Annotated in this window: 24 protein-coding genes; 9 read left to right on the top strand and 15 right to left on the bottom strand. The window is 73.9% G+C overall.

Annotation, left to right across the window (positions count from 1 at the left end):
• Window position 1 precedes the first annotated feature (1 nt).
• The 4 genes from RNC47_RS20820 to RNC47_RS20805 form a co-directional block, all read right to left on the bottom strand.
• Window positions 2–1024, bottom strand: coding sequence for a ScbA/BarX family gamma-butyrolactone biosynthesis protein (locus tag RNC47_RS20820; protein WP_311600953.1), 1023 nt, complete (start codon window positions 1022–1024; stop codon window positions 2–4).
• An 86-nt stretch (window positions 1025–1110) separates the two neighbouring features.
• Window positions 1111–2076 (bottom strand): aldo/keto reductase, encoded by a 966-nt coding sequence (locus tag RNC47_RS20815; protein WP_311600952.1) that lies wholly within the window; start codon window positions 2074–2076, stop codon window positions 1111–1113.
• Window positions 2077–2114: 38 nt separating this feature from the next.
• Window positions 2115–3110, bottom strand: coding sequence for a phosphotriesterase family protein (locus tag RNC47_RS20810; RefSeq protein WP_311600951.1), 996 nt, complete (start codon window positions 3108–3110; stop codon window positions 2115–2117).
• 179 nt (window positions 3111–3289) lie between these two features.
• Window positions 3290–4087, bottom strand: a complete 798-nt coding sequence (locus tag RNC47_RS20805) for an aminotransferase class IV family protein (RefSeq protein WP_311600949.1) — start codon at window positions 4085–4087, stop codon at window positions 3290–3292.
• Between the two features lie 93 nt (window positions 4088–4180).
• Between RNC47_RS20805 and RNC47_RS20800 the strand changes: the two genes are divergently transcribed.
• Together RNC47_RS20800 and RNC47_RS20795 are read left to right on the top strand one after the other, a co-directional pair.
• Window positions 4181–4534, top strand: a complete 354-nt coding sequence (locus tag RNC47_RS20800; RefSeq protein ID WP_311600948.1) for a MerR family transcriptional regulator — start codon at window positions 4181–4183, stop codon at window positions 4532–4534.
• A 43-nt stretch (window positions 4535–4577) separates the two neighbouring features.
• Window positions 4578–5063 carry an SRPBCC family protein gene (locus RNC47_RS20795; RefSeq protein WP_311600947.1) on the top strand — a complete coding sequence of 162 codons (486 nt, stop codon included), beginning with the start codon at window positions 4578–4580 and terminating at the stop codon, window positions 5061–5063.
• Between the two features lie 41 nt (window positions 5064–5104).
• Here the strand turns inward: RNC47_RS20795 and RNC47_RS20790 are convergent, their stop codons facing one another.
• Window positions 5105–5959, bottom strand: a complete 855-nt coding sequence (locus tag RNC47_RS20790) for an MBL fold metallo-hydrolase (RefSeq protein ID WP_311600946.1) — start codon at window positions 5957–5959, stop codon at window positions 5105–5107.
• Between the two features lie 73 nt (window positions 5960–6032).
• Between RNC47_RS20790 and RNC47_RS20785 the strand changes: the two genes are divergently transcribed.
• Window positions 6033–6485, top strand: a complete 453-nt coding sequence (locus RNC47_RS20785; protein ID WP_311600945.1) for a MarR family winged helix-turn-helix transcriptional regulator — start codon at window positions 6033–6035, stop codon at window positions 6483–6485.
• A gap of 165 nt (window positions 6486–6650) precedes the next feature.
• Window positions 6651–7847, top strand: a complete 1197-nt coding sequence (locus RNC47_RS20780; RefSeq protein ID WP_311600944.1) for a macrolide family glycosyltransferase — start codon at window positions 6651–6653, stop codon at window positions 7845–7847.
• Here RNC47_RS20780 and RNC47_RS20775 read toward each other — a convergent pair whose 3' ends face one another.
• Window positions 7848–8423, bottom strand: coding sequence for a TetR/AcrR family transcriptional regulator (locus RNC47_RS20775; protein ID WP_311600943.1), 576 nt, complete (start codon window positions 8421–8423; stop codon window positions 7848–7850).
• 78 nt (window positions 8424–8501) lie between these two features.
• Here RNC47_RS20775 and RNC47_RS20770 point away from each other — a divergent pair, with 78 nt between their 5' ends.
• The 3 genes from RNC47_RS20770 (at window position 8502) to RNC47_RS20760 (ending at window position 11241) form a co-directional block, all read left to right on the top strand.
• A complete protein-coding gene (locus RNC47_RS20770) occupies window positions 8502–9368 on the top strand; it encodes a metalloregulator ArsR/SmtB family transcription factor (protein WP_311600942.1) in 867 nt (288 codons plus the stop codon).
• Window positions 9365–9967, top strand: coding sequence for a dihydrofolate reductase family protein (locus tag RNC47_RS20765; protein WP_311600941.1), 603 nt, complete (start codon window positions 9365–9367; stop codon window positions 9965–9967). The genes RNC47_RS20770 and RNC47_RS20765 overlap by 4 nt, the downstream gene beginning before the upstream one ends.
• Before the next feature lie 101 nt (window positions 9968–10068).
• The gene (locus RNC47_RS20760) at window positions 10069–11241 is read left to right on the top strand and encodes an FAD-dependent monooxygenase (protein ID WP_311600939.1); all 1173 of its coding nucleotides are present in this window, start codon (window positions 10069–10071) and stop codon (window positions 11239–11241) included.
• Here the strand turns inward: RNC47_RS20760 and hisF are convergent.
• Genes hisF through hisD form a run of 7 tightly spaced genes read right to left on the bottom strand, consistent with a single transcriptional unit; the run spans window position 11226 to window position 16566 of the window.
• Window positions 11226–11996 carry an imidazole glycerol phosphate synthase subunit HisF gene (gene hisF / locus RNC47_RS20755; protein WP_311600938.1) on the bottom strand — a complete coding sequence of 257 codons (771 nt, stop codon included), beginning with the start codon at window positions 11994–11996 and terminating at the stop codon, window positions 11226–11228. The two genes, RNC47_RS20760 and hisF, sit on opposite strands and share 16 nt — an antisense overlap.
• Window positions 11993–12733: a bifunctional 1-(5-phosphoribosyl)-5-((5-phosphoribosylamino)methylideneamino)imidazole-4-carboxamide isomerase/phosphoribosylanthranilate isomerase PriA gene (gene priA / locus RNC47_RS20750; protein WP_311600937.1), complete on the bottom strand. Its 741-nt coding sequence runs from the start codon at window positions 12731–12733 to the stop codon at window positions 11993–11995. Before priA ends, hisF begins: the two co-directional genes overlap by 4 nt.
• Window positions 12733–13371: an imidazole glycerol phosphate synthase subunit HisH gene (hisH, locus tag RNC47_RS20745; protein WP_311600936.1), complete on the bottom strand. Its 639-nt coding sequence runs from the start codon at window positions 13369–13371 to the stop codon at window positions 12733–12735. The genes priA and hisH overlap by 1 nt, the downstream gene beginning before the upstream one ends.
• A gap of 3 nt (window positions 13372–13374) precedes the next feature.
• Window positions 13375–13530, bottom strand: coding sequence for a hypothetical protein (locus RNC47_RS20740; RefSeq protein ID WP_311600935.1), 156 nt, complete (start codon window positions 13528–13530; stop codon window positions 13375–13377).
• Window positions 13527–14117, bottom strand: a complete 591-nt coding sequence (gene hisB / locus RNC47_RS20735; protein WP_311600933.1) for an imidazoleglycerol-phosphate dehydratase HisB — start codon at window positions 14115–14117, stop codon at window positions 13527–13529. Before hisB ends, RNC47_RS20740 begins: the two co-directional genes overlap by 4 nt.
• Complete coding sequence (locus tag RNC47_RS20730) at window positions 14114–15229, bottom strand: histidinol-phosphate transaminase (RefSeq protein WP_311600931.1); 1116 nt, start codon at window positions 15227–15229, stop codon at window positions 14114–14116. Before RNC47_RS20730 ends, hisB begins: the two co-directional genes overlap by 4 nt.
• Window positions 15226–16566, bottom strand: coding sequence for a histidinol dehydrogenase (gene hisD, locus RNC47_RS20725; protein ID WP_311600929.1), 1341 nt, complete (start codon window positions 16564–16566; stop codon window positions 15226–15228). Before hisD ends, RNC47_RS20730 begins: the two co-directional genes overlap by 4 nt.
• Before the next feature lie 113 nt (window positions 16567–16679).
• Here hisD and RNC47_RS20720 point away from each other — a divergent pair, with 113 nt between their 5' ends.
• Both RNC47_RS20720 and ybaK read left to right on the top strand, forming a co-directional pair.
• Window positions 16680–17426 (top strand): LON peptidase substrate-binding domain-containing protein, encoded by a 747-nt coding sequence (locus RNC47_RS20720; RefSeq protein WP_311600927.1) that lies wholly within the window; start codon window positions 16680–16682, stop codon window positions 17424–17426.
• 13 nt (window positions 17427–17439) lie between these two features.
• Window positions 17440–17931, top strand: coding sequence for a Cys-tRNA(Pro) deacylase (ybaK, locus tag RNC47_RS20715; protein ID WP_311600925.1), 492 nt, complete (start codon window positions 17440–17442; stop codon window positions 17929–17931).
• On the opposite strand, the gene RNC47_RS20710 is transcribed toward ybaK, so the two are convergent.
• Both RNC47_RS20710 and RNC47_RS20705 read right to left on the bottom strand, forming a co-directional pair.
• A complete protein-coding gene (locus RNC47_RS20710) occupies window positions 17906–18577 on the bottom strand; it encodes an ABC transporter permease (RefSeq protein ID WP_311600923.1) in 672 nt (223 codons plus the stop codon). The two genes, ybaK and RNC47_RS20710, sit on opposite strands and share 26 nt — an antisense overlap.
• Window positions 18578–18644: 67 nt before the next feature.
• Window positions 18645–19424, bottom strand: coding sequence for an ABC transporter permease (locus tag RNC47_RS20705; RefSeq protein ID WP_311600921.1), 780 nt, complete (start codon window positions 19422–19424; stop codon window positions 18645–18647).
• Window positions 19425–19841 lie beyond the last annotated feature (417 nt).

Genomic DNA, 19841 nt, shown 5'->3' with positions numbered 1-19841 from the left:
CTCAACCTCCCTGCCGCAGGTAGGTGAGTTCGATCTCGGCGGTGGAGATCGGCGTGTCCCGCTGGCCGAGCGTCGCGGTGACCGGCACGGTCAGCAGCCCGCCCCTGGTGACCGGGGCGCCGGCGGTGGCGGTCGCGGTGGTGGCCAGGTCGAGCTCGCCGAACCGGACGAAGACGGCGTCGAGCCCGGTGAGCCGGCCGCGGAACGGGTGGAGCGCGTGGGTGGCGTCGGCGGCGTGCAGGGCGATCTGCCGGTACGCCTCGTTCATCACCATGCCGGGGACGTGGTCCTGCGGGTGGTCGAACATGCTGGGGTGGTCCTGGTCGACCCGGATGTCGGCGGTGACCTCGCCGGGCCCGGTGACGCGCGGCGCGGCGAGCACGACGTTGTCCTGGTCGCGGCGGCCGACCAGGTCGGGGGCGATGGCCTGGAGGGGCGCGAGCGGCACTCCCTCGGCGGCGAGTCCGGCCTCGGCCCGGCCGCGTTCGCGCAGCCGGGCGTAGGAGTCGGGGGTCTTGTAGACCATGCCCATGCCGACCTCGGCCACCGGGTGTCCCTCGATGATGAGGATGGCCTCGAAGTCGAGGCCGCGGACCGCGTCGTCGCGCAGCACGGTGCGGACGACGCGGACGTTGACGGTCAGCTGCGCCGGGGCCGGTCCGACGCGGAGTCCGGGCAGTGAGGTGACGGCGATCCGGTTGTGGGTGAGGACGAACTTGTCGCGCTCCGGGATGTCGTGGAACTCGTGGGCGCCGGCCATCACGGCCTGCCGGACGACCTCGACCAGCAGCAGCGTGTCGTGGTGCGCGGGCGCCCGGCCGCCGTCGCCGAAGTAGGCGTGGGAACGCGGGAGTTGCGCACCGCAGGCGAACAGGTCGGCGGCGAGCGGCACGATGTCGGTGACGAACGTCTCGGCCAGCGCCGCGCGGTGCACGCGGCTGCGGCTGATGGTGGAGTGGAACCCGATGTCGGGCGTGGGGATGGTGGGGGCCTGGGGTGCGTGGGGGAAGCCGGGGCTCGGCATGGTGCGCGGTCACCTTCCTGGGTGCCCCGCCCGGCGGCGGCCGGGGGAGGGTGGCGGACGGTCGGCTGCGGTACCGGAGGCCGGGGTCAGAAGCGGGTGCCGACGGGCGCGGGCAGGCCGTCGAGCTCGACGAGGTCGGCCTCGCCCAGTTCCAGGTCGACGGACTTCACGTTGTCCTCCAGGTGCGCAAGCCTGGTGCTGCCGGGGATCGGCACGACGTGCGGCCCCTGGGCGAGCACCCAGGCCAGGGCGACCTGGGCCGGGGTGGCGTCGTGGCGCTGGGCGACCTTCTCGACGCCGTCCACGATGCGCAGGTTCCGCTCCAGCGCGGTGGGCGCGAACCTCGGCTGCTGGGCGCGGAAGTCGCTGGGCGGCAGTTGGTCGGCGCTGCGGATGGTGCCGGTCAGGAAGCCGCGGCCGAGCGGCGAGAACGGCAGGAAGCCGACGCCGTTCGCCTGGCACCAGGGCAGCACGTCGGCCAGCGGGTCCCGCGACCACAGCGACAGCTCGGACTGGAGGGTGGCGACCGGGTGGATGGCGGAGGCGCGCTCCAGGTGCTCGACCTTGGCCTCGGACAGCCCGATGTGCCGGGCCTTGCCGGCGGCGACCAGCTCGGCCATGGCGCCCCAGGACTCCTCGATGGGCACCTCGGGGTCGATGCGGTGCAGCTGGTAGAGGTCGACGTGGTCGGTCCCGAGGCGGCGCAGGCTGCCGTCGATGGAGGCCCTGATGTGCTCGGGACGGCCGTTGGGCGTCACCTTGACCTTGGTCGGGTAGAGCGACATGTCCGGCACCAGGCCGCACTTGGTGGCCAGCACGACCTCGTCACGCCGGCCGGCGAGCGCGCGTCCGACCAGCTCCTCGTTGGTGAACGGGCCGTAGAGGTCCGCGGTGTCGATGAAGGTGACGCCGAGGTCGACGGCGCGCTTGATGACGCGGTCGGACTCGGCGTCGTCGCGCTCGGACTCGGCGTAGACCCAGCTCATGCCCATGCAGCCGAGGCCGATCGCGGAGAGTTCGAGTCCGCTGTCGCCGGTCAGTCGGGTCTTCATGTCGGGGGCTCCTTCGCGGTGTTGCGCGTGATCGGGGGTCAGTAGGGTGCGACGGGGGTGAAGTAGCGGCGCGGGTTGTCCACGAGCATCACGCGGATGTCCTCCTCGGTGACGCCGAGTTCGAGCAGCGCGGGGATGACGCGGCGGTGCAGGTGGGTGTAGTCCCAGTCGGGCAGGGTCGCCGCCATGTCCTCCTGGGTGAAGTAGTCGATGAAGCAGGGGCAGTCGTGGGAGAGGACCATGCGGTCGGCGTAGCCGGCGGCGACGAGGTCGGCGACGATGCGGACCCGCTTCTCGTGGGGGGTGAAGTTGTCGAGGCCGAACCGGTCCATGCCGATGGTCGAGCCGGCGTCCATCAACTCCTTGAGGTAGTCGAGGTCGTCGGTGTCCCCGCTGTGGCCGATGATCACGTGGCTGAGGTCCACGCCCTCCTCGGCGAGGATCTTCTGCTGCGGAAGGCCGTTGCGGACGTAGGCGTTGGAGTGGGTGGTGATGGGCGCGCCGGTCTCGCGGTGGGCCTGGGCGGTGGCGCGCAGCACGCGTTCGACGCCCTCGGAGACGGTGGCCTCCTCCGTCGCGCACTTGAGCACGGCGGCGCGGACCCCGGTGTCCGCGATGCCGGTGGTGATGTCGCGCACGAACAGCTCGGTCATGGGCTCCGGCCCCTCGAAGAGCCGCCCCGGGCCGCGGTAGTGAAAGAAGTAGGGGACGTCGTGGTACGTGTAGACGCCGGTCGCGACGATGATGTTGAGCGGCACCCGGGCGGCCACCTTCTGGACCCGCGGGATGAACCGGCCCTGGCCGATCGCGGTGAGGTCGACGAAGGTGCGCACGCCGAGTTCGTAGGCCGTCGTCAGCTTGGCCACGGCGTCGTCGACGCGCTCCTCCTCGTTCCACAGGTGCGGCTGGTTCTGCTGGACGTCGGGGGTCAGCACGAACAGGTGCTCGTGCATGAGCGTGACGCCGAGGTCGTCGACGCCGACCGGGCCCCGGACGGTCTGGACGAAGGACTCACCGTTCTGTGACATGGGCATGCCATCTCCTCGGTCGCCGAAACGGGCGGCGTTGGGTCGGGGGTGCCTGGGATGCGGTCGATCTCCCCCAAGCCTCATGCCAGCGGCAACCACCCACAAGGCGAGATCGGTCTGCCCGTTCGGGTACCCCGCACGGCCGCCGCGTGCCCGAAACGGGCACGCGGCGGCCCCCGCCCTGGTCAGGGAGCGGTCGGCGGCTCCGCCTCGTACCCCCGTCGCAGCGCCGCGACGAACGCCGGCGCCGCCGGCAGCTCCACGGCCCCGATCCGACGCACCGGCACCGCCGGCGTCCACGAGTTCATCACCACCGCCCCCCTCAGCGCCGCCACGTCGGCCGGCGTGACCTCCGAGACCCGCTGCGGCACCCCGAGCCCCGCCAACCGCCGGCGCAGGATCCCCATCGTGACCCCGCCGAGCACCTCGGCCTCCGGCCACACCACCGCCTCGCCGTCCCAGAACGCCAGGTTCCAGATCGTCGCCTCGCTCAACCGGCCCCGCCGGTCCACGAACGCCGCGTCGTCGAAGCCCTCGGCCACGGCCCCGCGCAACAGGTACGTCTTGGCCACCTCCCCCACGTGCTTCACCCCCGGCAGCGTCCGCTCGTGCTCCACCACGTCCAACGCCAGCGGACCCGCCGGCCCGTCCGTGGGCGGCCCGGTCCGCACCAGCACGTCCAGCTCACCCCCGGCGGCGGTGAACTCCCCCGCCGACGAGTACACCGTCGCCGTCAGCGAGACGTCGGCCGGCGACTCCCCGAGCGCGGCCCGCAGCAGCTCCCGCACCCGCTCGTCGGGCAACGCCCGCCCGAACAGCTCCACCGACGCCGACCGCAACCGCGCCAGATGGAGATCGAGCCCTCTGATCCGCCCGCCCCGCACCTGCGCGGCCGTGAAGTGCGCGTATCCCGCGAACGCCAACGGCGCGAGCTCCTCGGCGCTCGCCGGCCGCCCGTTCCGTTGCACGACGAAGAAGGCCATGGTCAGCTCCCTGGAAATCCGGAATGTTCACAGCGCCGGCGACGTTAGGCCCTGACACCGGTGGAAAGGTCAAACACGGATGGTGTGCGTCACATGCTGATCGGAGAGCTGTCGAGACTGACCGGGGCGAGCCACCGCTCGCTGCGCTACTACGAGGCCCAGGGCCTCCTCACCGCGCGCCGGGGCGTGAACGGCTACCGCGAGTACGACGAGCACGCCGTCGCCACCGTCCGACAGATCCGCACCCTGCTGGACATCGGCCTCTCCACCGACGTGATCCGCACCGTCCTCCCCTGCGTCCGCGGCGAACTGCGCGACCCCGCCCACCTCACCTGGTGCGACGACCTCCGCGCCGTCCTGAGCCGCGAGCTGGCCACCATGGACGACCGCATCACCGGCCTCCAACGCAGCCGCCGGGCGCTGGCGAGCTACCTGGCGGAGGCGTGATCCCGCCGGCTCCCGTCGTCGTCCCCGCACCTAGACTCAGCCCATGGGAAGGACCGACCGCGCCAGCCGGCTGATCGCGGCACCACAGACGACCGTCTACGACGCCCTCCTCGACCGGGAGGCCATCGAGGCGTGGCTGCCGCCGGACGGCATGCGGGGGCGGGTCGAGTGGTGGGACCCCCGGCCCGGCGGCGGGTTCCGGATGGTCCTCACCTATCTCGACCCCACCGACAGCCCCGGCAAGACGTCGGACGCGACGGACGTCGTCGAGGTCGGGTTCGCCGACCTGGTACCAGGGGAACGCGTGGTGCAGCGGGCCGTGTTCGAGGCCGACGACCCGTCGTACGCCGGCACCATGACGATGACCTGGCAGCTCACCCCGGCCGGCGAGGGGACCGAGGTGACCGTCACCGCCACCGACGTGCCACCCGGCATCGCCCAGGCCGACCACGAGGCCGGCATCGCCTCCTCGCTGGCCAACCTGGCGTCGTACGTCGAGACGCCCTCCGCCAAGTCGCCGACTCGCTGAAGCGCGCTCGCGGCCAGACGCCGCACGTCCCAGATGTTCCGTCACGCATCCACCGGCACCCAGGCCAGGCGGTCGCCGTCCGCCAGGACCCGGCCGAAGGGCACGTCCGCGAAGTGGATGCCGAAGCCGATCGTGTCGGGTTCCCGGAGTTCGGCGATCAGTTGGCGGCGGACGTCCGTCGACCAGGTCGTGTCGTGGTCGGGGGCCGCGTGCCACTCCGGGTGGTTGATCTGGATCGGGGAGTGCAGGGCGTCGCCGAAGGCGATCAGGCGGCGGCCGCCGGAGGCGATGACGTAGCCGGCGTGGCCGGGGGTGTGGCCGGGGGCCAGGCGGACATGGACGCCGGGGAAGATCTCCTCGCCGTCCGCGACGGTCCGGACGTGCGGGGCGAGCGCGTCGAGGACGTCCTTGCCGGTGCCGTGCGACTGCAGCAGGTCGCGTTGGGTCCACTCGGGCTCGGCGACCAGGTGGGGGGCGTGGGCGAGGGCCGGGTGGCCGGCCCAGCCGAGGTGGTCGACGTGCAGGTGGGTGAAGGCCAGGGCCTCGATGTCCCGTGGCGCGCGGCCGATTCGGGCCAGGTTGTCGAGGAGCGCGCCGCCGTGGATGGCGCCGATGGCGCTGCCCGGTTCGGCCGGGAGTGTCCGGGGGCCGAAGCCGGCGTCTATCAGCAGGGCGCGGTCGCCCCGCTCCACCAGCAGTCCGCCGATGCCGGCGGCGAGGTGGCCCGAGGCGTCCAGGTACTCGGGGTGGGCGGCCCAGTCCTCGTCCGTCGTGGTGGGGAGCCAGCCGCGCGGCGTGAGCTGGACGGCTCCGTCCGGCACGTAGGTCACCGTGGTCTCGCCGAGCCGGAGCGACCTGAGAGTCGCGGGGGTGCGCAGTCGTTCGTCCGTGTCCATGGCGGCGACCATAAAGCATCAAGCTAGAAACATTCAAGCTCACAATATCCAGGCTTGAGCTAGGATGGCCCGCATGAGCATCGACGATCAGGAGACGCGGGCCGTCGCCGAGCGGCAGCTGTGCGGCCTGGTGAACGGGATGGCCCAGCAGATCGCCGAGCACCTGCGCCAACGCGCCGCCACGCTCGGGCTCACCGCGCCGCAGGCGACCGCGCTGCGCGAGCTCAGCGGGCCGATGACCATGCGGGAGCTCGCCGAGCGAATGAGCTGCGAGCCCTCCAACGCCACCTTCGTCGTCGACAGGTTGGAGAAGCAGCGGCTCATCGAGCGCCGCCCGCACCCCACCGACCGCCGCGCCAGGCACCTGGTCCTCACCCCGGACGGCACCGCGCTCCGGGAGCGGCTGCTCGCCCTCCTCGGCGAGGACTCCCCGCTCGCCGCCCTTTCGCAGGACGAACAGCGCACGCTGCAAGGGCTGTTGGAACGCGCCATCATCCCCGCGACCACAACCCGGGTGCGCGCGTGATCACGTCCGGGTAGCCTGCCCCCATGCACATGCTTCAGATCTACGGCTGACGCGGACCCCGGGCAGCGCCCGGCCTCCGCTCCACGTGTCGTGCGGGCGCCGCCAACGGCGGTGCCCCGGCTCGTCGTTCCCTTTCTCGCCGTAGATCTGAAACGAGTGATCTCCATGTCCCGTCGCCGTGCCCATATCGCCATGGTCGGCATCCCCGCCATCAGCCACGTCCTGCCGAGCCTCGAAGTCATCCGCGAGCTGGTGTCCCGCGGGCACCGCGTGACCTACGCCAACGACCCGCGCGTCGCACGCGTCGCCGAGCGCATCAGGGAGACGGGCGCCGAACTGGTGCCCTGCCACTCCACGTTGCCGGTCGACGACAACGACTGGCCGGACGACCCGATCGCCGCCATGGGCTGCTTCCTCGACGACGCCGTCCAGGCACTCCCCCAGCTCCGGGCCGCCTACGACCCGGACCCTGCCGACCTCTACCTGTACGACATCGGCGCCTACGCGGCCCGCGCCCTCGCCGAGGCCCAGGGGCGTCCGCTGCTCCAGCTGTCGCCGACCTACGTGGCCTGGAAGGGATACGAGGAGGAGGTCGCCGCCCAGATCTGGCAGCTGCCGGGCGCGGCCGCGTACCGCGCCAGGTTCGCCGACTGGCTCGGCTCGTGCGGCGCGACCACTACCGACGTGGACGCCTTCTCCGGGCGCCCGTCGCGCGCCCTGGCGCTGATCCCCCGGGCGATGCAGCCGCAGGCCGACCGGGTCGACACCGGGACGGTGACCTTCGTCGGCCCCTGTTTCGGCACCCGCGCGGCGCGCGACGCGTGGACCCGCCCGGCCGGCGCCGAGCGGGTGCTGCTGGTCTCGCTGGGCTCCGCCTACACCCGCCAGCCCGAGTTCTACCGCCGGTGCCTGCGGGCCTTCGGCGACCTGCCGGGCTGGCACGTGGTGCTCCAGATCGGCCGGCACACCGACCCGGCCGAGTTGGGCGAGATCCCGGCCAACGTCGAGACGCACCCCTGGGTGCCGCAGCTGGCGATCCTGGAGCAGGCCGACGCGTTCGTGACCCACGCCGGGATGGGCGGCAGCAGCGAAGGGCTGTTCACGGGCGTGCCGATGATCGCCGTGCCGCAGGCCGTCGACCAGTTCATGAACGCGGACCGGCTGGTCGAGCTCGGTGTGGCCCGCCGCCTCGACACGGCGGACGCCACGGCGGAGGCGCTGCGGGCGGCACTCACCGAACTGGTCGACGACCCCGAGGTGGCGCGACGCTCGCGACGGCTGCGGGAAGAGGCCCGCGCCGAGGGCGGCACCACGCGAGCGGCCGACCTCGTCGAGGCGATGCTGCGCCAACCCGCCGCCTAGCTAGGCGGCCAGCATCCCGCGCAGCAACTCGGTGATGCCGGTGCGGAGTTCGGCCTCGCTCGGCGGGGTCGCGGACTCCGCGCCGGCTACGAATCGGAACTGGACGCCCTCGCACCAGGCGGCCAGGGAGCGGGCCTGACGCGCGGGTTCTGGGGCGCCGAGCGCGGCCAGCATGGCGGCCAGCACGTCCCGGAACCCACGGCCGAACTCGTCGTAGACGGCACGGAGTTCGAGGTTGCGGGTCGCCTCCAGGGCCAGTTCGACGCGGGCCCTGGTCAGGTCGGCGCCCTCGGTGATCGACCGGTGCAGGGCCGTCGCCAGCACCGCCCCCGCCGCCTCCGGCTCCGCGCCGGCGGGCAGCGGTTCGCCGGCGCCGAGGACCGCCGCCTCGCGCGCGGCGAGGCGCCTGGTCGCCAGTTCGAGCAGCGCGGTGCGGGTCCGCGCCCGATTGGATGTCGAGCCGGGCGGCAGCCCGGCCGCCTCGTCGACCGCGCGGTGGGTCAGTCCCCGGGCGCCGCGCTCGGCCAGCAGGCCGAGCGCGGCGTCGGCGATCACATCGATACGCGCCTTGCTCACCGGACGAACCTATACGGGCCGACACCCGGCGAACTTATTCCTTGACACGAATATTCGTCATGGAGAATACTTCTGGGCATGGACGCACTCCTCACCGCGCTGGCCGACCCGGCCCGCTGGCGGCTCGTGGGCCTGCTGGCCGAGCGACCCCGCTCGGTCGGCGTGCTCGCCCAGCTCGCCGGGGCGCGGCAGCCACAGACGACCAAGCACCTGCAGACCCTGGAACGCGTCGGCGTCGTCACCTCCCAGCGCACCGGTCAGCGCCGCGTCTACGCGCTCCGGCCCGGTCCGCTGCGCGAGCTCGCCGCCGCGCTCGGCCGGCTCGCCGACACCGCCGACCGGGCCGACGGCCCGCGTGCCGCCTTCGACGAGCACGGGCTCAGCCTCCGCGCGGAGCGGCTCGCCGCCACGGATTCCGGGTGGGCCGACGACCGCTCGTTCGCCTTCCACAGGTCCCTCGCGGCCGGCCCCGAGCTGGTCTGGCGCCACCTGACCGAGCCCGCCCTGCTCGCCCACTGGTGGACGCCCGACGACCTCCGCGTCTCCGAGCTCGTCTTCGAGGCGCGGCCGGGTGGGCGGATCGTCCAGGAGTACCGCGACGCCGAGGACACCGACGGCTCCGACCCGGTCGTCGGGCGCGCGGAGGGAGTCGTCGACGACGTTCGCCCCGGCGAGCGCCTCGCCTACCGCCTCTCCCCGCTGCTTCCCGACGGGGGCCTCGCCTTCACGGCCCATGTCGACCTCCGCCTCCGCCCCAGCGACACCGGCACGGACCTCGACGTCCACTGGCGCCTCACCGACAGCACCGTCGAGTCCGCGGACTTCGTCGCGGGCATCGAGCTCGGCTTCGGCCAGAGCCTGGACCGGCTCGCGGCGACCCTCGCAGCGCCCCTCGCCACCGACTCACACGACACCGACAGCACCAACGCAAGGAGCACGAAATGACCCAGCAGACCGCCGGCCGCCGCGTCGTCACCAACATGAGCCTCTCCCTCGACGGCCGCTACGCCAAGCCGGACAACCCGCTGGACATGAGCTGGGTGATGCCGTACGCCGTCTCCGACGTCGCTCGCGACCACCTGACCAGCCTCTGGGAGTCGGCGACGACGGCCCTGCTCGGGCGGGTCAACGCCGAGGGCTTCCTGGGCTTCTGGCCCACCGTCATCGGCATGGAGGGCGCCGACCCGCGCGACGAGGGGTTCGCGAAGTGGCTGGTGGACGCCGACAAGGTGGTCCTCTCCAGCACTCTCGACGAGGCGCCGTGGGAGCGGACGACGATCGTCGACAAGTCGACCGCCGAGGCGGTCGCGGACCTGCGGGCGACCGAGGGCGGCGACATCCTCGTGCTGTCCAGCGCGAGCGTCATCAAGGCGCTGCTGGCGGCCGACGCCGTCGACCGGCTGGCGCTCACCATATTCCCGGTCGTCCTCGGCGGCGGGCCGCGTCTCTTCGAGGACGGCCTGCCCGCCGGACAGTGGACGCTCGTCAGCCAGACCGCGGGCGAGCACGGCACGTTGGCCCTCGTCTACGACCGGGTCCGCTGAGCCACCACCGTAAGGCTGCGGCCACCACACGACTACATCCGTAGTCCCAGGCGCTAGACTGCACTACATCTGTAGTTAACGCGTCTCTCGCCGGAGGAGCCATGCCCCAGCCACGAGCCGTCGTCGTCGGCGCCGGCGTCGGCGGCCTGACCGCCGCCGTCGCCCTGTGGCGACGCCGCTGGCGGGTCACGGTCCTCGAACGCGCCCGGGTACTCGAACCGGTGGGCGCCGGCATCGCGGTCGCGCCCAACGCCCAGCGGGCGCTCGACGTCCTCGGCCTCGGCGACGCCGTCCGTGCGCGGGCCGCCTTCTCCGGCTCCGGCGGGCTCCGCACCCCGCGCGGGCGGTGGATCTCGCGGACCACCGGCGAGGCCGCGGCCGCCCGCTTCGGCGGGCCCGTGGTGCTCACCCGCCGCGCCGAGCTCGTCGACCTGCTGCTCGGCGCGCTGCCCGAGGGCACCGTCAGGACCGGCACGACCGTCACCCACGTCGAACCCGGCGCCGCCGGCGGCGCGCCGGCCCGCGTCACCTCCGAACGGGGAACGGTGGAAGCGGAGTTGGTGGTCGCGGCGGACGGCGTCCACTCCCCCACCCGCGCCGCCCTCTTCCCCGACCACCCGGGACCCGACTACGCCGGCCTCACCGCCTGGCGGTTCGTCGCGGACGCCCCTGCCACCGGGTACGAGCCGCACGAGACATGGGGGCGCGGCACGCTCTGGGGCACCACCCCGCTGGCCGGCAGCCGGGTGTACTGCTACGCGACGGCCGTCGTCCCGCCAGGCGGTCGCGCCCCGGACGACGAACTGGCCGAACTGCGCAGGCGGTTCGGCGACTGGCACGCCCCGGTGCCGCAACTGCTCGACGCCGTCGCCGCGGACGCCGTCCTGCGCGACGACGTGCACGACATGCCCACTCCGCTGCCCGCGTTCCACCGCGGCCGGGTCGCGCTGCTCGGCGACGCCGCGCACCCCATGACGCCCAACCTCGGCCAGGGCGGCTGCCAGGCCGTCGAGGACGCCGTGGTGCTGGCACATCTCGCCACCGCCGAAGGGGAGTTGGCCGCGTACACCGAGCGGCGGCTGCCCCGCACCACCCTGGTGGCGCGGCGGTCACGCCGCGTCGCGGCGCTCACCGCCTGGCGGTCGAGGCCCGCGGTGGCGGCCAGGGCCCTGATGTTCGCGGCGACCGGACTGCTCGGCCCGGCCGCCGCGCTGCGCGCCCTCGACGGCATCGCCGACTGGCGGCCGCCGGGGGCCTATCAGCGCACCGGGTGACCGGCCCCCCGCAGCGCTTCCTTGACCTCGCCGATCCGCAGGTCGCCGAAGTGGAACACGGAGGCGGCGAGCACCGCGTCCGCGCCCGCCTCGATGGCCGGGGCGAAGTGCTCACGCCGCCCGGCGCCGCCGGAGGCGACCACCGGGACGGTGACGTGCTTGCGGACGGCGGCGATCATCGACGTGTCGTAGCCGTCCTTGGTGCCGTCCGCGTCCATCGAGTTGAGCAGGATCTCGCCGGCGCCCAACTCGGCGGCCCGGTGCGCCCATTCCACGGCGTCGATCCCCGTGCCGCGCCGGCCGCCGTGGGTGGTGACCTCGAAGCCGGAGGGCGTGCTCGTGCCGTCGGGGCAGCGGCGCGCGTCCACCGAGAGGACCAGCACCTGGCTGCCGAACCGCTGGGCGATCTCCCTGATCAGCTCGGGGCGGGCGATCGCCGCGGTGTTGACGCCCACCTTGTCGGCGCCGGCCCGCAGCAGCCGGTCCACGTCCTCCGTGGTCCGCACACCGCCGCCCACCGTGAGCGGGATGAAGACCTGCTCGGCGGTGCGGCGCACCACGTCGTAGGTGGTCTCCCGGTTGCCGGAGGAGGCCGTGATGTCGAGGAACGTCAACTCGTCGGCGCCCTCGGCGTCGTAGACCTGCGCCATCTCCACCGGATCGCCCGCGTCCCGCAGGTTCTGGAAGTTGACGCCCTTGACGACCCTGCCCCCGTCCACGTCGAGGCAGGGAATGACCCGAACGGCAAGGCTCATGCGGCGACCTCTCCGCCGGCGACCACGGCCAGCGCCTCCTCCAGCGTGAAGGCGCCGGCGTACAGGGCCTTGCCGACGATGGCGCCCTCGACGCCGTCCGGCACGAGGGTGGCGAGCGCCCGCAGGTCGTCGAGCGAGGAGACCCCGCCGGAGGCCACCACCGGGCGGTCGGTGGCCGCGCAGACGGAGCGCAGCAGCTCCAGGTTGGGGCCCTGCAGGGTGCCGTCCTTGTTGATGTCGGTGACCACGTAGCGGGCGCAGCCCTCGGAGTTCAGCCGCTCCAGCGTCTCGAACAGGTCGCCGCCGTCCCTGGTCCAGCCGCGGCCGCGCAGCGTGGTGCCGCGCACGTCGAGGCCGACCGCGATGCGGTCGCCGTGCTCGGCGATGACCTTGGCCACCCACTCCGGCGACTCCAGCGCCGCCGTGCCCAGGTTGACGCGGGTGCAGCCGGTGGCCAGCGCGGCGGCGAGCGAGTCGTCGTCCCTGATGCCGCCGGAGAGCTCGACCCTGATGTCCATGGCGCGGGTGACCTCGGAGATCCGCTCCCGGTTGTCGCCGGTGCCGAACGCGGCGTCCAGGTCGACCAGGTGCAGCCACTCGGCGCCGGCCGCCTGCCAGGCGAGGGCGGCGGTGAGCGGGTCGCCGTAGGAGGTCTCGGTGCCGGAGACGCCGTGCACCAGGCGGACGGCCTGGCCGTCGCGGACGTCGACGGCGGGCAGCAGTTGCAGCGTGGACATCAGAGGGTCTCGATCCAGTTGGTGAGGAGGCGGGCGCCGGCGTCGCCGGACTTCTCCGGGTGGAACTGCGTCGCCCACAGCGGGCCGTTCTCCACGGCGGCGACGAACGGCTGGCCGTGGGTGGCCCAGGTGACCCTGGGCGGCGCCTGGGCCGCGTGGTGGGTGGGCAGCTCCCAGTCGTGCACGGCGTAGGAGTGCACGAAGTAGAAGCGGTCCTCGGGCGACAGGCCGGCGAAGAGCGCGGAGTCGGCGGGGGCGTCGACGGTGTTCCAGCCCATGTGCGGCACTATGTCGGCGCGCAGCGGGCCGACCGTGCCGGGCCACTCGTCCAGGCCCTCGCTCTCCACGCCGTGTTCGATCCCGCGGGCGAAGAGGATCTGCATGCCGACGCAGATGCCGAGCACCGGCCGGCCGCCGGCCAGCCGCCGGCCGACGACCCAGTCGCCACGGGCCTCGCGCAGCCCGTTGATGCAGGCGGCGAAGGCGCCGACGCCGGGGACCAGCAGCCCGTCGGCGTTCAGCGCGGTGTCGTAGTCGCGGGTGATCTCGACCTGGGCGCCCGCCCTGGCCACGGCACGCTCGGCGGAGCGCACGTTGCCGAAGCCGTAGTCGAAGACCACCACCTTCTTCTCACTCATCGGCTACCCCAGCCTGAGGACGCCGGCGAGGAGACAGAGCGCGCTGCCGGTGCCGAGCAGCACGACCACGCCCCTGGGCAGCCCCTGCTTGAGGAACGAGATCACCCCGCCGAGCAGGAAGAGCCCGACCACGATCAGCGCGGTCGACACCCCGTTCACAGCGCGCCCTTGGTCGACGGGATCCCGGTCTGCCGGGGGTCGATCTCGCTGGCGTAGCGCAGCGCCCTGGCCAGGGCCTTGAACTGGCACTCCACGATGTGGTGCGCGTTGCGCCCGTAGGGCACGTGCACGTGCAGCGCGATCTGGGCCTGGGCGACGAAGGACTCCAGGATGTGCCGGGTCATGGTGGTGTCGTAGGAGCCGATCATCGGCGCCATGTTCTCCGGCTCCCGGTGCACCAGGTACGGGCGGCCCGAGAGGTCGACGGTCACCTGGGCGAGCGACTCGTCGAGCGGCACCGAGGCGTCGGCGAACCGGACGATGCCCCGCTTGTCTCCGAGCGCCTCGCGGAACGCGGCGCCCAGCGCGAGCGCCGTGTCCTCGATGGTGTGGTGGCTGTCGATGTGCAGGTCGCCCTCGGTGGTGACGGTGAGGTCGAACAGGCCGTGCCGACCGAGCTGGTCGAGCATGTGGTCGAAGAAGCCGACTCCGGTCGACACGTCGACCTTTCCGGTGCCGTCGAGATCGATCTCGACCTTCACCGAGGTCTCCTTGGTGGTGCGCTCCACGCGACCCACGCGGGTCATTGGTTGATCTCCTTCATCACGGCTCGTACCGCGTCGAGAAACGCGTCGTTCTCCTTCCGGGTGCCCGCGGTGACCCGCAGCCGCCCCGGCACCCCGTTGTCCCGCACCAGCACCCCGTGGTCGAGCAGCCGCTGCCAGACGTCGTGCGGCTCGGCGAAGCGGCCGAACTGCACGAAGTTGGCGTCGGACTCGGTGACCTCGCAGCCGAGCTCCCGCAGCTCGACGACGAGCCGGTCCCGCTCGGCCTTGAGCTCCTCGACGTAGCCGAGCAGCGTGTCGGCGAACTCCAGCGCGGCGTGCGCGGTGGCCTGGGTGACGGCCGACAGGTGGTAGGGCAGGCGCACCAGCTGCACGGCGTCGACGACGGCCGGGTCGGCGGCGAGGTAGCCGAGCCGCAGCCCCGCGGCGCCGAACGCCTTGGACATGGTGCGGCTGACGACCAGCGTGGGGCGCCCCTCGATCAGCGAGAGCAGCGAGGGCCGGTGGCTGAACTCGGCGTACGCCTCGTCGATCACCACCAGCGCGCCCGGGCCGCCCCTGGCCGCCTGCGCCGCCTCGTACAGCGCGAGCACCGTCTCGACCGAGACGGCGGTGCCGGTCGGGTTGTTGGGCGAGCAGATGAACACCACGTCGGGCCGGTGCTCGTGGATGGCGGCGACCGCGGCCTCGGTGTCGATGTCGAAGCTCTCGGTGCGCGGCCCGGAGATCCAACCGGTGCCGGTGCCCCGGGAGATCAGCGGGTGCATCGAGTAGGACGGGTCGAAGCCGAGGGCGGTGCGCCCGGGGCCGCCGAACGCCTGGAGCAGCTGCTGCAGGATCTCGTTGGAGCCGTTGGCCGCCCACACCTGGTTGGGCGCGAGCGGGTGGCCCGTGGTGCGGGTGAGGTAGCCGGCGAGCTGGGTGCGCAGGCCCACCGCGTCCCGGTCGGGGTAGCGGTTGAGGGTGCGGGCGGCGTCCGAGACGCGCTCGGCGATGCGCCGCACCAGCTCCTCCGGCATCGGGTACGGGCTCTCGTTCACGTTGAGCCGCACCGGGACGTCGAGCTGCGGCGCGCCGTAGGGGGACTTGCCGCGCAGTTCGTCCCGGACGGGGAGGTCGTCGATGCGGGTCACTTGCTCTGGGGAACCTTCCGGTCGGCCTTCCTGTCGGCTGCGAACCTCTCCCTGACCGCCGAGCCGTGGGCCGGCAGGTCCTCGGCCTCGGCGAGGGCCACCACGTGGTGGGCGACGTCGGCCAGGGCCTCGCGGTCGTACTCCACGACGTGCACACCGCGCAGGAACGACTGTACGGAAAGCCCGGAGGAGTGGCAGGCGCAGCCCCCGGTGGGCAGCACGTGGTTGGAGCCGGCGCAGTAGTCGCCGAGCGAGACGGGGGCGTACGGGCCGACGAAGACGGCGCCCGCGTTGCGGACCCGGGCGGCGACGGCGGCCGCGTCCTCGGTCATGATCTCCAGGTGCTCGGCCGCGTACGCGTCGACGACGGCGAGCCCGTGGTCGAGGTCGGCCACCAGCACGGTGCCGGACTGCCGGCCGGCCAGCGCCTCGGCGATCCGCTCCTGGTGCTTGGCGGCCGGCACCTGCCGGGCCAGCTCCGCGTCCACCGCGTCGGCGAGCGCCACGGACGGGGTGACCAGCACCGCGGCGGCCAGCACGTCGTGCTCGGCCTGGCTGATCAGGTCGGCGGCCACCAGCCGCGGGTCCGCGCTGTCGTCGGCGAGCACGGCGATCTCGGTGGGTCCCGCCTCGGCGTCGATGCCGATCACGCCGCGCAGCAGCCGCTTGGCGGCGGCGACGTAGACGTTGCCCGGCCCGGTGACGAGCCGGACCGGGCGGCACTCCTCGGTGCCGTAGGCGAACATCGCCACGGCCTGGGCGCCGCCGGCCGCGTAGACCTCGGTGACGCCGAGCAGGGCGCAGGCGGCGAGGATGGTGGGGTGCGGCAGGCCGCCGTGTTCGGCCTGCGGCGGCGAGGCCACGGCGAGCGAGCCGACGCCGGCCTCCTGGGCCGGCACCACGTTCATCACCACGGACGAGGGGTAGACGGCGCGGCCGCCGGGCACGTAGAGGCCGACCCGCTCGACGGGGATCCACCGCTCGGTGACGGTGCCGCCCGGCACGACGCGCACGGTGGAGTCGGCGCGCCGCTGGTCGCGGTGGACGAGGCGGGCGCGCCTGACGGACTCCTCCAGGGCGGCCCCGACGGCCGGGTCGAGGGCGGCCAGCGCCCGGTCGAGCTCCTCGACGGGCACCCGCACCCGCTCGATGGCGACGCCGTCGAACCGCTCCGCGTACTCGATCAGCGCCGCGGTGCCGTGATGGCGCACGTTCTCGCAGATGGGCCGCACCTTCTCCAGGGCGGCCTCGACGTCGAGCTCGGCGCGCGGCAGCAGGTCGCGGTCGATCCCGTCCGTGGCGGACGGGGCGTCCCGCAGATCGATTCGGTTCAGCACGGTTACCAGTCTCGCAGACGGCCGGAACCGGCCGGTGACGCGTTCACCATGCGGGCCACGCGCGGGGCGTGCGCGGGTAGCGGCCTTCGGCACAGCCGATAGGCTGGCCGGTCGTGACGACCACGCGCCTGCCGCTCTTCCCGTTGAACACCGTGCTGTTCCCCGGGCTGGTGCTGCCGCTCAACGTGTTCGAGGAGCGTTATCGCGCCATGATGCGCGACCTCCTCGAACTGCCCGACGAGGCGCCGCGGCCGTTCGCGGTGGTCGCCATCAGGGACGGGCGGGAGACCGCGCCGAGCGGGCTCGGGCTGCCGGAGGCCGGCGAGCGCCCCGAGCCGGGCCCCACCGGCGGGTTCGACCCGGAGGACCCACGGCGCTCCTTCCACGACGTGGGCTGCGTGGCGGACGCGTCGACCATCAGGCCGCGGACGGGGGGCGAGGGGTACGAGGTGCTGGCCACCGGCACCACCCGGTTCCGGCTGGTCTCGGTGGACCCGACCGGGCCTTATCTGACGGCCGAGATCGAGCCGTTGGAGGAGGTCGCGGGCGAGGGCGCGGGGGCGCTGGCGACCGGGGTGCTGCGGGCCTTCCGCGGCTACCAGAAGGTGCTTGCCGGCGCCAACGAGCGGACGCTGGCGCCCCGGCAGGAGCTGCCGGACGACCCGTCGGTGGTCTCCTACCTGGTGGCGGCCGCGACGATGCTCCCCACGGCGGACAAGCAGCGGCTGCTGCAGGCCAAGGACACGGCGACGCGGCTGGCCGAGGAGCTGCGGATCCTGCGGCAGGAGACCGCGGTGATCGCCCGGCTGCCCTCGGTGCCGGGCACCGAGTTCACGGTCCGGCCGACGAGCCTCAACTGATCCGGGGGGATCCATGGCGAAGCGCGGGCAGCGGGGCGGCACCCCGGCGACGGTGGCCGCGAGCGGGGCCGGGGTGGCGTTCACGCTGCACGCGTACGAGCACGATCCGGCGGTCGCGTCCTACGGCGAGGAGGCGGCCCGGGTCCTCGGGGTGGACCCCGGTCGCGTGTTCAAGACCCTGGTGGCCGACGTGGACGGCGGACTCACGGTGGCGCTGGTGCCCGTGTCGGCCTCGCTCGGCCTGAAGGCGCTGGCCGCGGCCGTCGGCGGCAAGCGGGCCGCGATGGCGGACCCGGCGGCGGCCGAGCGCGCGACCGGCTATGTGCGGGGCGGGATCTCGCCGCTCGGGCAGCGGCGGCGGCTGCGGACGGTCGTGGACCGGTCGGCGGTCGACCTGCCCTCGGTGTTCGTGTCGGCCGGCCGCCGGGGCCTGGAGATCGAGCTGGCGCCGGCCGACCTGATCCGGCTGACCGGCGCGGTCACTGCTCCGATCGCCCGGGAGTAGGCCCCGGGCCACCGGCCGCCTCACCCCATCGGGGGAACTCGGCGGGCACCTGCTGCGGGTCGCGGGGGCCCCACAGCGCCGTGCAGATCAGGTGGAGGCCGAGCGCCGCGAACGGCAGGCCGAGCAGTACCCCACGGGCGCCCAGGTCGAGCGGGGCGTCGAAGACGGCGTCCCCGGCCGCGCGGGCGTGCGCGGCCACGTCCTGCTCCGGGCCGAACCAGACGCCGATCCGCCAGGCGATGAACGAGCCGAGCAGGGCGCCGGCGGCGAGCCCGATGACGGACGCCACCCCGCCGTGGCGGCGGAGCAGGAACACCAGCACGCCGGCGACGGCCCCCACGGCGAGCCCGGCGAGGAAGAAGGTGCCGTCCGCGCCGAAGGCCTGCTGCCCCTCGGGCTCGGCGAGGATCACGTCGTTGCCGCTGGCGACGAGCGGCACCCGGGGCGCCCGCCACAGCCAGAGCAGACCGAGCAGCGGCCCGGTGAGCACCGCGACGGGCACCGCGACCAGCAGCGCCCCGCGTATCTCCCGCCACCAGCGCCGCGCGACCGGCTCCGCCGGGGCGGGCGGGCTCGCGGCCCCCCACGGGTCGTGGCCGCCATCGAGGGCGGGACGCGGTTCCGGTGTTGGCTCGGGTGCGGTCACCCCGTCATCCTGCCAGGTCCGGCCGGGTGTTCGGCCAACGGGACGGCCGTTCGGGCGTATGAACGGCTCAACGTACCGCCGCCCTGCGGTACGCCCAGGTCGCCAGGGCCAGCGCCACGGCACCGATGGCCGCGCAGACGGTGAGGTTGGCGACGACCGACCCCCAGTCGGGCCGCGGGTCGAGCGCGACGGCCAGCGCGTCCACTCCGTAGCTGGACGGCAGCAGCTCGCGCAGCCAGCGGGCGAGCTCCGGCAGCCGGGACTCGGGCAGCACGCCGAGCAGCAGCGCCGCCGACATGCCGAGCTGCCCGCAGAGGGTGGCCAGCTCCGCCCGCGGCGCCAGCAGCCCGAGCGCGGCCCCGAGCCCGGCGAGCGCGGCCCCGGCGAGCGGCACCACGGCCAGCGCCACCCACAGGCCGCCCAGCGGCAGCTGGTAGAGCAGGGCCCCCACGACGGCGGTGACGAGAACCCCGGGCACCGTGAACGAGGCGTACGCGGCCGCCGTCCCCAACGCCACGGCGGCGCCGGGCACGGGGAGCGTCGCGTAGTGGTCGAGCCCGCCGGCGGCGCGGAGGTGCCCGAAGTACTGGGCGAGCAGGTTGAGCGCGACGAAGGCCACGACGAGCACGGCCGACCCCGCGACCACGGCCCGCGCCTCCTCCCCGCCGCCGTCGACGACGCCACGCATCAGGACCATGATCCCGACGGACTGGAACGTCGCCACGAACAACAACGGAATCCGCGCCACCCGCGCCCGCGACAACTGCGCCCGGTACACGGCCCCGAGCGCCCCCCACACGGCCACCCGCGGCCCCAACCCGACCACGGCCTCACCACCGCCGACCATCAACGACCTCCTGTCCCCACCTCAGGGCGCCATCCCGGCGCAGCCGGGAGCGGCGCCGACAACCGACACGGCGCGGCCAGCGCCGCCCTGCGCCCGGGACGGCCGGCGCTCCGCGCCGCGGCCGGGTACGGGCCCCGGGCCCGTACCCGGCCGCCAGTGCACCGATGTGGCGCGCCAGCCACCCGGGCAGCGGCCGACAACACCGGGCCGAGGGCTCCGGACGGCCAGCCGGCCGCGGGCCCGGCCCGTACCCGGCCAGCCGCCGGGTGAGGCGCGGAGCGCCACAGCACGGCGCAGTGCGCCGAGGCGGCACGCCAGCCGGCAGGTCCCGGCCCCGGCCGTGGCCGCCTGCGGGCGAGCACGCCCTCCCCGGCCGGCACGGCCGCCAGGCCGGCCACGGCCGGTCCGCAACACGGA

It is taken from the genome of Streptomyces millisiae, from assembly GCF_031845425.1.
Lineage (GTDB): Bacteria > Actinomycetota > Actinomycetes > Streptomycetales > Streptomycetaceae > Streptomyces > Streptomyces millisiae.
Note: the sequence above shows the minus strand (reverse complement) of the source record. Positions and strands in the feature narration are given on the sequence as shown.

What these genes read in the sequence shown, in the direction of transcription:
- hisB (WP_311600933.1), bottom strand. Translation starts at nt 14,117, where the DNA reads ATGACCCGCGTGGGTCGCGTGGAGCGCACCACCAAGGAGACCTCGGTG.
- RNC47_RS20810 (WP_311600951.1), bottom strand. Translation starts at nt 3,110, where the DNA reads ATGCCCATGTCACAGAACGGTGAGTCCTTCGTCCAGACCGTCCGGGGC.
- RNC47_RS20805 (WP_311600949.1), bottom strand. Translation starts at nt 4,087, where the DNA reads ATGGCCTTCTTCGTCGTGCAACGGAACGGGCGGCCGGCGAGCGCCGAG.
- ybaK (WP_311600925.1), top strand. Translation starts at nt 17,440, where the DNA reads ATGGCGAAGCGCGGGCAGCGGGGCGGCACCCCGGCGACGGTGGCCGCG.
- hisH (WP_311600936.1), bottom strand. Translation starts at nt 13,371, where the DNA reads ATGAGTGAGAAGAAGGTGGTGGTCTTCGACTACGGCTTCGGCAACGTG.
- RNC47_RS20705 (WP_311600921.1), bottom strand. Translation starts at nt 19,424, where the DNA reads ATGGTCGGCGGTGGTGAGGCCGTGGTCGGGTTGGGGCCGCGGGTGGCC.
- RNC47_RS20790 (WP_311600946.1), bottom strand. Translation starts at nt 5,959, where the DNA reads ATGGACACGGACGAACGACTGCGCACCCCCGCGACTCTCAGGTCGCTC.
- RNC47_RS20760 (WP_311600939.1), top strand. Translation starts at nt 10,069, where the DNA reads ATGCCCCAGCCACGAGCCGTCGTCGTCGGCGCCGGCGTCGGCGGCCTG.
- RNC47_RS20800 (WP_311600948.1), top strand. Translation starts at nt 4,181, where the DNA reads ATGCTGATCGGAGAGCTGTCGAGACTGACCGGGGCGAGCCACCGCTCG.
- RNC47_RS20815 (WP_311600952.1), bottom strand. Translation starts at nt 2,076, where the DNA reads ATGAAGACCCGACTGACCGGCGACAGCGGACTCGAACTCTCCGCGATC.
- RNC47_RS20820 (WP_311600953.1), bottom strand. Translation starts at nt 1,024, where the DNA reads ATGCCGAGCCCCGGCTTCCCCCACGCACCCCAGGCCCCCACCATCCCC.
- priA (WP_311600937.1), bottom strand. Translation starts at nt 12,733, where the DNA reads ATGTCCACGCTGCAACTGCTGCCCGCCGTCGACGTCCGCGACGGCCAG.
- hisF (WP_311600938.1), bottom strand. Translation starts at nt 11,996, where the DNA reads ATGAGCCTTGCCGTTCGGGTCATTCCCTGCCTCGACGTGGACGGGGGC.
- RNC47_RS20770 (WP_311600942.1), top strand. Translation starts at nt 8,502, where the DNA reads ATGGACGCACTCCTCACCGCGCTGGCCGACCCGGCCCGCTGGCGGCTC.
- RNC47_RS20785 (WP_311600945.1), top strand. Translation starts at nt 6,033, where the DNA reads ATGAGCATCGACGATCAGGAGACGCGGGCCGTCGCCGAGCGGCAGCTG.
- RNC47_RS20765 (WP_311600941.1), top strand. Translation starts at nt 9,365, where the DNA reads ATGACCCAGCAGACCGCCGGCCGCCGCGTCGTCACCAACATGAGCCTC.
- RNC47_RS20780 (WP_311600944.1), top strand. Translation starts at nt 6,651, where the DNA reads ATGTCCCGTCGCCGTGCCCATATCGCCATGGTCGGCATCCCCGCCATC.
- RNC47_RS20795 (WP_311600947.1), top strand. Translation starts at nt 4,578, where the DNA reads ATGGGAAGGACCGACCGCGCCAGCCGGCTGATCGCGGCACCACAGACG.